This is a genomic window from Winogradskyella helgolandensis, assembly GCF_013404085.1.
Classification (GTDB): domain Bacteria; phylum Bacteroidota; class Bacteroidia; order Flavobacteriales; family Flavobacteriaceae; genus Winogradskyella; species Winogradskyella helgolandensis.
This window is the reverse complement of the sequence record NZ_JABFHO010000001.1, coordinates 2,322,131-2,336,860: the sequence shown is the minus strand read 5'-3', so window position 1 is coordinate 2,336,860 and position 14,730 is coordinate 2,322,131. Positions and strand designations below refer to the sequence as shown.

18 protein-coding genes are annotated in these 14,730 nt (G+C 33.1%); 8 read left to right on the top strand and 10 right to left on the bottom strand.

Features of this window, described 5'->3' with window-relative positions; genetic code table 11:
• The first annotated feature begins 12 nt into the window (after positions 1-12).
• Positions 13-321, top strand: coding sequence for a DUF6122 family protein (locus HM992_RS09700; RefSeq protein WP_179319526.1), 309 nt, complete (start codon positions 13-15; stop codon positions 319-321).
• 1 nt (position 322) lies between these two features.
• On the opposite strand, the gene HM992_RS09695 is transcribed toward HM992_RS09700, so the two are convergent.
• From HM992_RS09695 to HM992_RS09675, 5 genes are read right to left on the bottom strand one after another with little or no spacing between them, the layout of a single operon-like run.
• A complete protein-coding gene (locus tag HM992_RS09695; protein WP_179319525.1) occupies positions 323-1,345 on the bottom strand; it encodes an endonuclease/exonuclease/phosphatase family protein in 1,023 nt (340 codons plus the stop codon).
• A gap of 32 nt (positions 1,346-1,377) precedes the next feature.
• Positions 1,378-2,247: a rhomboid family protein gene (locus HM992_RS09690; RefSeq protein ID WP_179319524.1), complete on the bottom strand. Its 870-nt coding sequence runs from the start codon at positions 2,245-2,247 to the stop codon at positions 1,378-1,380.
• A 1-nt stretch (position 2,248) separates the two neighbouring features.
• On the bottom strand, positions 2,249-3,070 hold the full coding sequence (locus HM992_RS09685; RefSeq protein ID WP_179319523.1) for a rhomboid family intramembrane serine protease: 822 nt from the start codon (positions 3,068-3,070) through the stop codon (positions 2,249-2,251).
• A 3-nt stretch (positions 3,071-3,073) separates the two neighbouring features.
• Positions 3,074-4,933: a DNA mismatch repair endonuclease MutL gene (gene mutL / locus HM992_RS09680; RefSeq protein ID WP_179319522.1), complete on the bottom strand. Its 1,860-nt coding sequence runs from the start codon at positions 4,931-4,933 to the stop codon at positions 3,074-3,076.
• Positions 4,933-5,223: a hypothetical protein gene (locus HM992_RS09675; RefSeq protein WP_178984786.1), complete on the bottom strand. Its 291-nt coding sequence runs from the start codon at positions 5,221-5,223 to the stop codon at positions 4,933-4,935. Before HM992_RS09675 ends, mutL begins: the two co-directional genes overlap by 1 nt.
• A gap of 79 nt (positions 5,224-5,302) precedes the next feature.
• Between HM992_RS09675 and HM992_RS09670 the strand changes: the two genes are divergently transcribed.
• On the top strand, positions 5,303-5,449 hold the full coding sequence (locus HM992_RS09670) for a hypothetical protein (RefSeq protein WP_179319521.1): 147 nt from the start codon (positions 5,303-5,305) through the stop codon (positions 5,447-5,449).
• Positions 5,450-5,599: 150 nt separating this feature from the next.
• Here the strand turns inward: HM992_RS09670 and ribH are convergent, their stop codons facing one another.
• Together ribH and HM992_RS09660 are read right to left on the bottom strand one after the other, a co-directional pair.
• Complete coding sequence (gene ribH, locus HM992_RS09665) at positions 5,600-6,106, bottom strand: 6,7-dimethyl-8-ribityllumazine synthase (RefSeq protein WP_179319520.1); 507 nt, start codon at positions 6,104-6,106, stop codon at positions 5,600-5,602.
• Between the two features lie 3 nt (positions 6,107-6,109).
• Positions 6,110-6,874, bottom strand: a complete 765-nt coding sequence (locus HM992_RS09660) for a tetratricopeptide repeat protein (protein WP_179319519.1) — start codon at positions 6,872-6,874, stop codon at positions 6,110-6,112.
• A 140-nt stretch (positions 6,875-7,014) separates the two neighbouring features.
• Between HM992_RS09660 and recF the strand changes: the two genes are divergently transcribed.
• The 5 genes from recF (at position 7,015) to HM992_RS09635 (ending at position 11,840) form a co-directional block, all read left to right on the top strand.
• On the top strand, positions 7,015-8,094 hold the full coding sequence (gene recF, locus HM992_RS09655) for a DNA replication/repair protein RecF (RefSeq protein ID WP_179319518.1): 1,080 nt from the start codon (positions 7,015-7,017) through the stop codon (positions 8,092-8,094).
• Complete coding sequence (locus tag HM992_RS09650; protein ID WP_179319517.1) at positions 8,091-8,510, top strand: lipocalin family protein; 420 nt, start codon at positions 8,091-8,093, stop codon at positions 8,508-8,510. The genes recF and HM992_RS09650 overlap by 4 nt, the downstream gene beginning before the upstream one ends.
• Before the next feature lie 58 nt (positions 8,511-8,568).
• Positions 8,569-8,865 carry a DUF721 domain-containing protein gene (locus tag HM992_RS09645; protein WP_178984780.1) on the top strand — a complete coding sequence of 99 codons (297 nt, stop codon included), beginning with the start codon at positions 8,569-8,571 and terminating at the stop codon, positions 8,863-8,865.
• A gap of 201 nt (positions 8,866-9,066) precedes the next feature.
• Positions 9,067-11,484: a penicillin acylase family protein gene (locus HM992_RS09640; RefSeq protein ID WP_179319516.1), complete on the top strand. Its 2,418-nt coding sequence runs from the start codon at positions 9,067-9,069 to the stop codon at positions 11,482-11,484.
• Positions 11,484-11,840 (top strand): hypothetical protein, encoded by a 357-nt coding sequence (locus tag HM992_RS09635; protein ID WP_178984778.1) that lies wholly within the window; start codon positions 11,484-11,486, stop codon positions 11,838-11,840. The genes HM992_RS09640 and HM992_RS09635 overlap by 1 nt, the downstream gene beginning before the upstream one ends.
• A 158-nt stretch (positions 11,841-11,998) precedes the next feature.
• Here the strand turns inward: HM992_RS09635 and HM992_RS09630 are convergent, their stop codons facing one another.
• Positions 11,999-12,436 carry a hypothetical protein gene (locus tag HM992_RS09630; RefSeq protein WP_178984777.1) on the bottom strand — a complete coding sequence of 146 codons (438 nt, stop codon included), beginning with the start codon at positions 12,434-12,436 and terminating at the stop codon, positions 11,999-12,001.
• Between the two features lie 193 nt (positions 12,437-12,629).
• A complete protein-coding gene (locus tag HM992_RS09625) occupies positions 12,630-13,562 on the bottom strand; it encodes a peptidylprolyl isomerase (RefSeq protein WP_179319515.1) in 933 nt (310 codons plus the stop codon).
• A gap of 137 nt (positions 13,563-13,699) precedes the next feature.
• Between HM992_RS09625 and HM992_RS09620 the strand changes: the two genes are divergently transcribed.
• Positions 13,700-14,146, top strand: a complete 447-nt coding sequence (locus tag HM992_RS09620; protein WP_179319514.1) for a hypothetical protein — start codon at positions 13,700-13,702, stop codon at positions 14,144-14,146.
• A 23-nt stretch (positions 14,147-14,169) separates the two neighbouring features.
• Here HM992_RS09620 and HM992_RS09615 read toward each other — a convergent pair whose 3' ends face one another.
• Entirely contained in the window at positions 14,170-14,517 is a 348-nt protein-coding gene (locus HM992_RS09615) for a hypothetical protein (protein ID WP_179319513.1), read from the bottom strand.
• Positions 14,518-14,730: the final 213 nt, after the last annotated feature.

The following is a 14,730-nucleotide window of genomic DNA, read 5'->3' as shown; positions in this document are numbered from 1 at the left end:
TAAAAAAACATTATGCTACAGTCATTGATCCATTATGGCATACATTTCGGTTTACCGTTGATTGTTGCCATTGTGTTTTATAAGTCCTATTGGCTAAAAGCATATGGTATTATGATTTTAGGAATGCTAATAGATTTAGATCACTTACTAGCAAATCCTATTTTTGATCCTAACCGTTGTAGCATCAATTTTCACCCACTCCACTCCTACTTTGCTATTTCTATGTATTTAGTCTTATTAATTCCTAAAAAAACACGATTGATTGGCTTAGGATTGGTTATTCACATTATTGCAGATATAGCAGACTGTGGACTAATGTAATTTAAGGTAGACTAAGCGTCGTTTTTATAGGATAATGGTCTGATAGTTTTACATCAAATGTTTTAAAACTATTAACTACAAAATCTTCATCGGCCAAGATAAAATCAATTCGCATTGGGAAAAATTTAAAATCAAAAGTTCTACCAAAGCCATCACCTGCATCTTCAAACGTATCTTTTAAATCATCACCTTTAACCATTCTGTAGATGTATGAATAGGCTGTATTATTGAAATCACCGGTTACTATGGTTTTATAATTCGATTTTGATTTATGGGCTAAAAACAATTCCACTTGGCCTTGTTGTGCTTTAAACGTCGAACCCACTTGTTCAAACAAATGACTAGAGGTTTCATTTTTTAGCTTCTCCACATCGGTTTCGATACCAGAAGACTGTAGGTGTAATGTATACACTCTAATAGTATCTTTTTGTTTTACGATGTCCACAAAAATAGCATTGTTATGGGTATTAGGGAATTCTAACGATCCCGAATTAACAATTGGAAATTTAGAGTAAATAGCCTGACCACCTCTAATACCTTTATTATAAGTCGCATTAAAGTTATTATATCCATTTAGCTTTACTTGTTCGCTTCGCGGATATTCTTGAAGACACAAAACATCGGGTTGTTCTTTATTTATAAAATCGAGAATACTATCCTTTACAGTTTTATCCTTCAACCAATCGTACTTATTAAAAAGTCTAACATTAAATGACATCACAGAAAAATCAGAATCATCTTTAACATCTTCTGAGGACGAAAACTTATACATAGAATTAATATAGTTCCAACCTAATAACAACACCACCAAAGATAATAGCATTTGCTTTTTTACACGAATCAACCAATAAATTAAAAAGGCAACATTAAATAAAATAAGCAATGGCACACCTAAACTTAATACAGATAATGACGCAAAACTTCTGGGTGGAATATAAGGTAAGATATAAGACGTAAGCAGTAAAAACGCAACCAAAGAATTGATGACAAATATAATTTTACTACCTAGTTTTAAACCTCTCATATTAAATTATCAAAACAATGAAAATTGTATTGTTACTTTCCTGCTCTAAATAGAAACTCTTTTTCTTCAGCTGTTAGACTCTCGTAGCCACTTTTACTGATTTTATCGAGAATTAAATCTATTTTTTTCTGATTATTAAACGCATTAAATTCGTCTTTAGTCTTACCAGCGTAATCCTTTTTTTCGGTTTTACGATATACTGTTTTTAAATTAGATTTTGGTTTAAACCAACTCATTACAGTATCCATAGAACGTTCAAAACCACTTCCAATATCAGTGCCTTTAAGAAGTTTTGTGGCATAAATATAACCTAAAAGATAACCACCAAAATGGGCTATATACCCTCCTTGATTAAGTCCAATCATTAGCCTGAACAAATCCAAACCAACAATAACCATGGCAATATGTTTCCATTTTACATTAAAGGAATTGAATAATCGAATTTCTGTGTTTGGCATATATGCCGCCACAAAAAGTAATAAGGCACTAACACCAGCAGAAGCTCCTACCAAAACTCCATTAACACCGTAAAAATTTGCCGGTACAAGATTTGCAAATGCCAAATACGCCAAGCCACCACAGATAATACCTAAAAAATAAATATTTAGGATCATTTTTGGACGAAATAGATTCATGGTTAAACGCGATAAATAATAAAGAAATAACATATTAAAAGCCAAATGCAATAATCCGTTATGCAAAAAACCATACGTAATTATAGACCATGGTTGAAACAGGAAATCCATGATATCTGATGGCATTTCAAAATAACTAAACAAATTAAATCGCAATAATGATTTAAAAATCAGACCAACGATAAATACCACCACATTAATGGCAATGATTTTACCAAAAACATCGAGATTTTTAAACTTATATTTTAAATCTTGAATTGCACTCATATTAATTCCAACGGTATTTATCCTTTTCACTTTTCTTCCAAAACCACATAATTAAAAACCCTATAACGGCACCACCTACGTGAGCCATATACGCTGTATTACTTGGACTAAAGAAAGACGTCCCTGTTATTGCTGAAATGACATCTAATAGTATGATGCCAGGAATAAAGTACTTGGCCTTAATTGGTATTGGTAGGAAGATCATCATTAGTTCTGCGTTAGGATTCATCATTCCAAAAGCAGCTAATAGTCCCATGATACAACCGGAAGCCCCAACCATTGTACTCCTATTAAGAACATTTAAATCAAATAACGCTTTAAAATTATCGCCAGAAATATCAGTCGTAAAATTAGCGTCGTTCAAGAGTGGAACCATTTTTTGATAAAGAATTTCACTTTTAATATAATCACCTGAAGTGGCATCAATATTCATTATTTTATGCAATAAATCCTTACTTAAATTTAAATCAGAAATACTTTGCATCGCGGATAAATAATCAATATAATAATAACCTAATTGAAATAGTAAGGCACCAAAACCTGCAGAGAAATAGACAAACAGAAACTTTTTTGTACCTAGACGCTGCTCAACAGGAGTTCCAAACATCCATAGAGCAAACATATTAAACAAAAGATGCGTTGGACTTCCATGCATAAACATATGCGTCACAACTTGCCAAGGTTGAAACAAATCGTTTGTTGGAAAAAACATTGAAAACAAACTATAAAATAATTTACCATCACCTAATGCAACTGTCCCAATGAACATTACAACATTAATAATGATTAAGTGCTTTACAGCATCTGTTATATTAAATCTCATAGTCTACATGAATTTTTTTTCTATATCATCAACTGCCATCGTTATAAATGTAGGTCTATTAGTTGGTGATACATTGGGTTCCTTACAGGCAAACAAACTATTTACCATATGCTCTTGTTCGGTACTATTTAACGATTGACCATTTTTAATAGCCAAACTCTTAGCCATAGATTTAGCTAATAAATCCGTAGTACTAAAATTAGTGTCTGGCACATCATTTTCAACATCGCTAATTAATTGCTCAAAAATAATAGACACCTCACTTTCTGGCACTCCAACAGGAACACCAGTAATCGTAATCTCTTTAGTATTCAATTCTGAAAACACAAAACCGGTATGTTCTAAATCGGCTTTAAGGTCGTCAATAATTTTGGTTTCATTCGGAGTATAATGCAATTCTAATGGAAATAACAATTGCTGACTCGTAGCTTCCTTAATGGTAATATGTTTTAGAAAGTTTTCATACAAAATACGTTGGTGTGCTCTATTCTGATCAATAACTAACATGCCAGATTTTAGTGTACTTACAATATATTTTTGCTGAAGTTGGAAGGTTGTTTTTCTAGTTTCAATAGACGAATCAGTAAAAATAGATTCATTTTTAGATTCACTTTCAAAAGTTACCTGACTAAAATCAGATGGAGAATTATTCCCTTTAGACTCTACTCCTACATACAAACTTTCCCAAGATGATGTTGGTGCCGACTTGAATCCTGTATTATGACTTGCACTTTTTTGCTTAACACCTGAATCTTCAGCAAATGGATTAAAACTACGATCTACCTCAATGGCTGGTGTGGAAGCTTTTTTATCCTTGTAATCATAAGGCGTATTAAAGCTACTCTGATGTTCAAAATCTAAAACAGGTGCAATATTGAATTGTCCTAAACTATGCTTCACTGCTGAACGCAAAATCGCATAAAGCGTATGCTCATCGTCAAATTTAATTTCAGTTTTTGTTGGGTGAATATTAATATCTATCGATTTTGGATCAACCGTGAGATTCAAAAAATAACTTGGATGATAACCATCCTTTAATAAACCTTCAAATGCCGATTTGATAGCATGATTCAAATAAGGACTCTTTATAAAACGTTGATTCACAAAAAAGAATTGCTCCGATTTCGTTTTCTTAGAGAAATTGGGTTTACCCACGAACCCAGAAATTTTCAAAACTTCCGTTTCCTCTTCAACTGGTACTAATTTTTCATTCGTTTTGGTTCCAAAAATATGAACAACACGTTGTCTATAATTTTCTTGTGGTACGTTAAACAAATCACTTCCATTATGATAAAAAGCAAACGCAATATTAGGATGCGCTAAGGCCACACGATGAAACTCATCTGTAATATGGCGCAATTCTACCGTATCTGATTTTAAAAAATTTCGTCTTGCAGGAATATTAAAAAATAAATGCTTCACAGAAACCGAACTTCCGGTTGGAGTCACAGAAACCTCTTGAGATTTCACCTCACTACCTTCTATAACAATAGCAGTTCCTAAATCGTCTTCGTCTTGTTTTGTTTTAAGTTCAACATGGGCAATCGCAGCAATACTCGCTAAAGCTTCACCTCGAAACCCTTTGGTATTCAGTTGAAATAAATCTTCAGCAGCTTTAATTTTTGACGTAGCATGACGCTCAAAACTCAATCGCGCATCAGTAACACTCATTCCTTTGCCATTATCAATAACTTGGACTAAGGTTTTTCCTGCATCTTTAATAATAAGTTTAATTTCCGTAGCATTAGCATCTATGGCATTTTCCAATAGTTCTTTTACTACTGAAGCCGGACGCTGAACGACCTCACCTGCTGCTATTTGGTTGGCAACATGGTCTGGTAAAAGTTGAATAATATCTGACATTACAAATAAGCTGAAAGATCAATATAACTTAGTGTTACATAGGCTGCTAAAAAAAGGAAGATAACGATGACTAACAATCTAATTCTAGTATTTTTGTCACTCTGAATGTTACTTTTTTGATTCCACTCATCCCTGAAGTTTGTTCTATGAAACCGTTTCCCCTCACTGTCATCCTCAATTAGGCCATGTTTTTTTTTCAAATTGTCCATGCGCTCTTTTCGCTCATCATAATAGCGAGGAGTATAATTATACCTTTTGTTTTTGTTTTGTTTGAAGAATGTTGAAAACATAGCTTTTGGATTTAATCAAAGTTACTGAAAATACTAGGAAATGTCCCTTAAGGATTCCTTAAAATTATTAACAAAAAGGATGCCACGACGTGAATTTGAAGCTGAAATCGAAATTGAAATAAAAAAGGCTGACACTTATGAAGCTCAAAATTCTAATGTAGCTGTTATTACATTCAGACACTCAAACGAAATACACCATTACATTACAAATAGAAAGAAGGTTTGACAAGGTCTACACGAATTCTTTGTATGGATAAATTACGCAGAGCAACACGAAACTTTCACTGAGATTCACAGAGTAAAAGGTTGAAAGCTTTCTAATTTACATTTAAAATTGAGAACTTTTTACTGAGACTGAAAACTGCCAACTGAAAACTTATGCCGTTTCCTTACGTAAAGCCGCCATTTTAATCGCTGCAATAGCAGCTTCAGTGCCTTTATTTCCGTGAATTCCACCAGAACGATCAATAGATTGTTGCTCTGTATTATCGGTAAGTACGCAGAAAATTACAGGAATATCACCTTTTACATTAAGATCTTTTATGCCTTGAGTTACCCCTTCACAAACAAAATCGAAATGTTTTGTTTCTCCTTGAATAACACAACCGATTACAATAATAGCATCTAACATTCCGGAGTCTGCATAGATACTTTTACTCATTCTGGCCGCACCATAAGTTAACTCAAAAGCACCAGGCACATTCCAACGCACAATATTTTGCTTAATGGCTCCACAATCTAACAGGGCATCAAAAGCACCTTGCCATAAGCCTTCAGTAATTTTGTCATTCCATTCTGAAACAACAATCCCAAACCGAAAATCTTTCGCGTTTGGGATTGTAGCTTTATCGTAAGCCGATAAATTATGATTTGCAGTAGCCATATACTATAAGCTTGCTTCTACTTTTCCGATTAAAACATCTGCAGTTTTTGCTTCAGTTGAAGTAGAAAATTCTAATTTAATACGCTTTAAATAGTCTAAAGCTTTAGCATTCTCACCTAAATCAATAGCAACACGTGCAGCTTTCATTAAGTATAAAGGAGTTGTAAAATCATTTACGTTAGCCTTAAATGCTTTTTCGTAATACCCTAAAGCATCCGATTTTTGATCTAATTGTACAAATGCATCACCAATACCACCTTTAGCGATAGGATTCAACATTTTATCATCACTAGAAAAATTCCCTAAATGCTCTACTGCATTTTGATAATCTTTTAAATTCAAATATGCCATACCAGCATAATAGTTTGCTAAATTGGCAGCAGGACTTCCTCCATACTCATTAATAATATCTAGCATTCCGTATTTACCTTCACCACCATCTAAAGACATTCTGTAAAGTGAATCTGAAGATACACCACTAACAGCATCATCAAAATACTTTTTAGCTGTGTACATTTCATTCATAGCATCCTTTTGTTGTGGTTCCGCTATTAACTTATTATATCCTAAATAGCATAAAACTATTAAAGCCACAGCTCCAACAACACCTAAAATATATTTTTGATTTTTAACAGCCCATTCTTCTGTTCTCGAAGCACCTTCATCTAAAGTGTTAAACACTTCTGCTGTTGTTGATTCTTCTTCAAAAACCTCTTCCTTCTCTTTTACTGTCTTAGGTTTGTAGCCTCTTTTCTTATACGTTGCCATAAATTGTCATTTTGTGCGTCCGCAAAAATAAAATTTTTATTGGGATTTAAAAGCCTATTTATTTGTTATTTTTGAATTATTAATTACAAGCTCAAAATGCTTTGCTACATCAGTAAAATTAGGCATAATGTTATCTTTTCATGAATCTAAATACGCTCTCTTTAATTAATTATAAAAATTTCGAAAGTCAAGTTTTCGATTTCGACGTCAAAATCAACTGTTTTGTTGGTGCCAATGGTATCGGAAAAACGAATGCTTTAGATGCCATTTATCATCTCGCTTTCGGAAAAAGTTACTTTAATCCTATTGCGGTTCAAAATATCAATCACAATGCAGAGTTTTTTGTTGTAGATGGTAATTTTACTAAAAATGAACGTGACGAAAAAATCATCGTATCCTTAAAACGTGGTCAAAAAAAGGTTATTAAGCGTAATAGCAAGGCTTACGAAAAGTTTAGTGAGCATATTGGATTTATTCCTCTGGTAATCATTTCACCTGCAGATCGCGATTTAATTATTGAAGGTAGCGACACGCGACGCAAATTTATAGATAGTGTTATTTCGCAAAGTGATAAAAGCTACTTAACAGAACTTATTAATTACAATAAGGTCTTAACACAGCGAAATGCGTTGCTAAAATATTTCGCAGTAAACAATACCTTTAATAATGATACACTTTCTATTTATAATGAACAACTTCATAACTATGGCACCGAAATATTTAAAAAACGAGATGCTTTTTTAAAAACCTTCATCCCTATTTTTAAAGCACGCTATGAAGCCATAAGCCAAAATAAAGAAGCAATAGATTTACAGTACAAAAGTGATTTGTTTGATACTGAATTAAAAGATTTACTACGTAAAACCATTAATAAAGATAAGGCCTTACAATATACCAGTGTTGGGACGCACAAAGATGATTTAGTATTTTTGATTGATGACTTCCCAATTAAAAAATTTGGAAGTCAAGGGCAACAAAAATCATTTTTAATTGCTTTAAAATTGGCGCAATTTGATTTTATAAAACAACAAAGTGGAGTCTCACCTATTCTTTTATTAGATGATATTTTTGATAAGCTAGATGAAAACAGAGTTGCTCAAATTATTAATCTCGTAGATGACGTGCATTTTGGACAAATTTTTATCAGCGACACACACGCAGAACGAACTGAGGATGTAATTAAACAAACACATCAATCCTATAAAATTTTCAAATTATGAAAAACTATTTCTGGCTATGTTGCCTCTTTATATGTAGTTGTTCCGCAAATCCAGAAACATACATTGAGCATGTAGAGGGGTATTGGGAAATACAAGAAGTCACCATGGCAGATGGCAGCAAAAAAGAATACAAATTCAACGAAACCATAGATTATATAAGTATTAGTGATAATTTGAAAGGCTTTAGAAAAAAACTAAAACCAGGAATCAACGACACATATTTCACATCGGGTGATGCTGAAAGCATTCAATTAATAGTTGATGACAATGCTTTGAACATCTACTATACAACACCTTACAACAATTGGAAAGAAACGGTTTTAGAAGCAACACCTCAACAACTTCGAATCATTAATGAAGATGATAATGTGTATCTTTATAAACGTTACACTCCTATTAAGTTAGATTTAGAATAATTAATAAAGAGATTACCGCTGAATTTTATCTTGAGCGTAGTCCGAAACAGCAACTATTATGGCAAAACGAAATAACGATAATCAACCAATACACGATATTCTAAAAGAATTTGTGCAAACCAACAATTTACAGTCTGGTTTAGACAAAGTAGATGTGCGCGAAGCATGGGCAAATCTAATGGGAAATGGCGTTAACAATTATACCACAGCAATTGAACTTAAACATGATACACTCTACGTCCAACTCAGTTCTAGTGTGCTTAGAGAAGAATTGAGTTACGGCACAGAAAAAATTATAAAAATGCTTAATGAGTCATTAAGAAAAGAAGTGGTTAAAAAATTAGTGCTTAGGTAGCCTTTAGTAAATTAGTTTTTCATTCTAAATTTAGTTCTTTTTTTTCTTATTTCTCTCTGTGCATCTCTGCGCAACCTCTGTAAATCTTCGTGTAATTTAAAAGTAACCCATTTACATTCTGCATTACTGATATTTAGTTCAGTTTCATATCTTAGAATATCAATAATTTTCCTATTTTTAAATTCTCTATAACTCAACTTCATGAAGTATTTTAAACTAATTCTATCCTTCGTACTAACGATAGGCATTTTTTATGCATTAAACACTAAGTTTGGGTCCATTCCACCCATTGGTAAATTCTTAAATCCATATACTGGAGTTTGGCAAAATGAAACCGACGAATCCATTACAGGAGAGGTATCGATTCCCGATTTAAATGATAAAGTCACAGTGCATTATGATGCCGAATTAATTCCACATGTATTCGCTGAAAATGAAATCGATTTATACAGAGCACAAGGTTACATTACCGCAAAACATCGTCTTTGGCAAATGGAATTTCAAACCTATGCAGCAGCAGGTCGCTTATCTGAAATTATAGGAGAAGGAGCTTTAAGCTATGATAGACAAGAACGCAGACGTGGTATGGGTTTTGGCGCGGAGCAAACCTTAAAGAAAATGGCTGAGAATGAAAAAACATCCGCTTTTGTTCAGGCTTATGCAGATGGCGTTAATAGCTATATTAATCAATTAGACCCTAAAGATTTACCTGTTGAATACAAGTTGCTCGATTATAAACCTGAGGCTTGGACAACTAAGAAAACAGCGCTATTATTAATGTACATGACTAAAATGTTAGCAGGAGGTGATGAAGACATGGAAAACACCAATGCGTTGCGTTTGTTTGGAAAGGAACGTTTTGATTTGTTGTTTCCAGATTTCTTTGATATTACAGATCCTATAATTCCTAAAGAAACCGATTGGAGCCATATTGATGTTCCACAAACCCCTAGTCCTACGTCTCAGACCGATACTATTTTAGATGCAGTTCATGAAACAATTGATCAACCAAATCCTGATAATGGTAGTAATAATTGGGCCGTTTCTGGCAAAAAATCATATTCAGGTTATCCGATTTTGGCTAACGATCCACACTTAGGCTTAAACTTACCTTCTATTTGGTTTGTAATGCAACTCAGTACACCTAATCAAAATGCTTTTGGAGCTACACTTCCCGGTGCATTGGCTGTTATTTCAGGGTTTAACCAACATATTGCATGGGGAGAAACCAATGCCACAAGAGATGTTATTGATTGGTATAAAATTGAATTTAATGATGATAGAACGCAATACAAGTTTGATAATGAATGGAAAGATATTTCCGTAAGAATTGAAGACATAAAAATAAAAGGTAAGGAGACTTATAAAGATTCTGTACTGTACACGCATCATGGTCCTGTGGTGTATGATAAAAATTTTAAATCGGACAATCAATTATCGGGTTACGCGATGCAATGGACAGGTCATATACCAGGAAATGGTCAGAAAACCTTCACGGAAATGAATAAAGCTAAAAACTATGATGATTATACCAAGGCTTTAAAACATTGGGTAGCACCAGCTCAAAATTTTGTTTTTGCTTCAACGGAAGGCGATATTGCCATTTGGATACAAGGATTATTTCCTAATAAATGGGAAGGTCAAGGGAAATTTGTAATGGATGGCAGCAAATCTGAAAATGATTGGCAAAGTTTTATTCCACAGGAATTCAATGCTTATTCTAAAAATCCGGAACGTGGTTTTGTGAGTTCTGCAAATCAACATCCTGTAGACGAAACCTATCCTTATTATGTATTTAATGACGGTTATGAAACGTACAGAAACCGTGTAATTAATGATTTCTTCAATGCTAAAGACAAGTTCAGTATTCAAGATTTCAAAGATTTACACAATAACAACTACAATTTAAAGGCTGCTGAAATAGTACCATATATGCTAGAGCATATGGATGCTTCTAGTTTAACAGCAGAGGAAAAGTCAATATATAATGAGATAAAAGCGTGGAGGTTTAATAATGATATTGATGAAGTTGGCCCAAGTATTTTTAGACAGTGGTACGGAAAACTTTATAATTTAGTTTGGGACGAAATGGAGGTAGATGATGAACTTTTAGATAAACCATATAATTATCAAACCATTTATTTACTTAAAAACAAAGGTGATGATACGTTTATGGATATCAAGGAAACACCAAAAACCGAAACTGCCAAAGATCTTTTTCTATTAGCATTTAAATCAGCCGCAGAACGATTAATAGAAATTAAAGCAGAAAAAGGAGATTACACATGGCTTAAGTATAAAGCCACTTACGTTGGACATTTATTACAAGGTTTACCGGCATTTTCAGTATTCGATATTCCCATTGGTGGTGACCGAAGCATTGTAAATGCAACGTCTGAAGATCACGGACCATCTTGGAGAATGATTGTTGAAATGACTTCACCTCCAACGGCTTTAGGAATTTATCCTGGAGGACAATCTGGAAATCCTGGAAGTAAATATTACGATAATTTTATAGACGACTGGGCGGCAGGCGAATACCACGAGCTTAATTTTTTACAAAGCAATACTGCAACCGATGTTATTATTGGCACACAAACCCTAAAACCTAATAAGTAATGAGCAAAAATATCATCAATTTTATAGTCACAATTATATTCGCTTACACACTCTCATTATTTCTGCCTTGGTGGTCTGTAATGGTCGCTGCCGTAGCAACCGCTTTATTTATTCCATTAAAACGAGCAGCCGTATTTTTTATTCCGTTTTTAGCTATACTTTTATTTTGGTTTGTGTTGAGTTATTTTTTAAGTAGTGGAAACGATTTCACTTTAGCCAAACGTATTGCAGTGCTTTTACCTTTAGGTGGCAATCCATACGTTCTTATGTTGGTAACAGGTATCGTTGGTGGTTTAGCTGCTGGTATTGCTGCTATTTTTGGGAAACAGTTGAGTTTATTGCTTAAAAAAGCTTAAAATTAGCTCATTTTTTTATCAGAAAATGATAGTTGAACTATTAGAAATACATAAGTTCAGTAATGCATTGAAGAAAATAATGATATAAAAATTATATCCTGCGTACATATTTCTTGGTTTTAAAACCACCTAGTGTAGTCAGAAACTAATAATTCTATTTAGTTCATTGTACTATTAACATCTACTATATCAAAGCTAGTTGCCCATTGCACAGCACTTTCGATAGTTCCAAAATGTCTTATGCGCTTCTTAAAAAAGAGGTTCTCGATAGCTGTATTTTTTAAACTAGCACCTGTAAAGCAAACAATACCGTAGCCTTTCAAGTTTAAACTACTTCTAAAAAACTGAAGCCAACCTGTTGGTTTTACAGAATAAGAATGAATTCGATGCGATATTAATACCAACTCATCTCCTTTAGAGTTTGTAAACTCAATAACATCATCAATAATTTTTTTTGCGTGTTCTTCCCATGAAAAACTAACACCTTCATTTATTTCTGATACAACAAAACCATCAAATATAAAAATATTACCAAAACTGTAATTTATTTCTTTTTGCACTTCATTATTTAACTCGGTGTTTTTTATACTAAGCATTAAATAGATTTAATCATTTGCATGACAAAGTAATCAAATATTAATAAATTACCTCATGACAATTATTATAACTTAAAGAATAGAAAGATTATAAATAAAAAATTACTTCGAACATATAAAACAAAAAAAAGTCCCACAATTAAGTGAGACTTTCTTTTACTATTTTGATAGACATAAACTTAATGACGTGTTCTTATTTTACACCCATTAATTCTACATCAAAAATTAACGTTGCATTTGAAGGAATAACTCCACCAGCACCTGCAGCACCATAACCTAAATCACTAGGAATTACCAAACGTGCTTTATCTCCTACATTTAAAAGACAAATACCTTCATCCCAACCAGCAATCACCTGACCTACTCCAACTTGAAAATCTAAAGGTGAATTTCTCTTATATGACGAATCGAAAACCGTTCCATCCGCTAATTGACCTTTGTAATGTACAGAAACTGTATTTCCTTTTTCAGCTTTTTTACCATCTCCTTTTTGAATGATTTGGTAACGTAAACCTGATGCTGTTTCATCAAAACCAACAGCTAATTTATCTAATTCTGCTCTTGCAGCTTCACGTTCTTCAGCAATACGTTTTTCACGAGAACCTTCAAATGTTCTAAATGCTTCAATTGCATTAAACTTTTCTGCAGCATCACCTTGTCTTATGATTTCAATACTTTCAATTGTATCTCCCTGTGCAATAGCATCAACAACATCCTGACCTTCCACTACATTACCAAAAACCGTATGCTTGTTATCTAACCAATCCGTAGCAATGTGTGTGATATAAAACTGACTTCCGTTAGTACCAGGACCAGAGTTCGCCATAGCTAAAACACCAGGACCACTATGTCTTAAATCTGGGTGAAACTCATCATCAAATTTGTAACCTGGATTCCCAGTTCCTGTACCTTGTGGACAACCACCTTGAATCATAAAATCTGGAATAACTCTATGAAATTTTAATCCATCATAATAAGGAGTGCCTTGTGGCTTTACTGAATTTTCTAAATTCCCTTCTGCTAAAGCAACAAAGTTACCGACTGTTCCCGGAGCTTTTTCGAACTCTAAATTTACTAAGATTGCACCTTTTGTAGTGTTGAATTTTGCGTATATACCGTCTTGCATTGTGTTTTATTTTGTTTAAGGGTGCAAAGATAAGAAAGTTAACTTGAAATCGAATCTCAAATTGAAATCGAAATAAATTCAGGTACAAATTCGATTACAAGTTTAGATTCTTTTTTTTAGCTTTGAAAAAAAATATCATGGCATTTTTATCTAAGCTCTTCGGTTCTAAAACTAAATTGAAATCCGGTGATACTATTGAAGCAATTATTAATGATGTAGAAAACAGACCCTTTGGTGTCGCTGAAGATAATGTACTTTTTGCTGGATTGAATGAATTGGGAGGCTATTTCTTTTTTCAAACCGTTATTGTTGGTGCGCTCAATGTGAAATCTAAAAATGGAGCACAATTATACTTTGTTGGAGATGACTTCAAATTAAAATTAGAAGCTGATATGCCAGAATTTGAATCAGAGAACTCAGATACAAAAGGTAGAAATGTCACTAAAATTGATTTTCAGATTGAAGAAAGTGACGTAAAAAACTTAGAAAGTGCCACACTTAGAAGCATTCAAATAAAAGTAAAGAAGCACGATATTCTTTTCAGTAAATATGTTGTGATTGATGCATCCGATGAAGAGGAATAAAATTAGAAACTGAATCTTAAAATTTATGATTGTTCAAAATAATACAGCTCTCTCTTAATATTGAATGGTAAATACGTTTTTAATAGTATCAATCTAAATGATTTATCTGAATCATCTGAAATAGATTTTGCCGTAACTTGGTAATACGTTTTATACGAATACAGTCTATTTATAAGGCTTTCCTCTAATTTATATTGTCCGTCATTTTTTATTTCCTCACACTTAACAAACTCATATCCATGAGCCTCTAAATAATCCGTTGCTTCTCCTTCTTTAAAAAATGGAATAAAAAAACAAGCATTTAAAAATCCTGTTATCCAGACATAAAAAGGAAACAATATAATTAAAAGAACGATTAAAAAAGGGTTCACTCTATTAATGTTAAGATTAAAAAAAGTTAATGCCGATTTCTCGCATTAATAGCTTTGCATGAAAATCCAACACGAAATGCACTAGTTATAACTATCGCTGCAAATAATAAAAAGTTGACTCGGATTAAACAATTCACTTTGTTCTTTTGCTTAGATAATTCCAGTGAGATTCGTGAAGTTTACACAGAGAAAAAAAAGTAAATAGGAAATTAC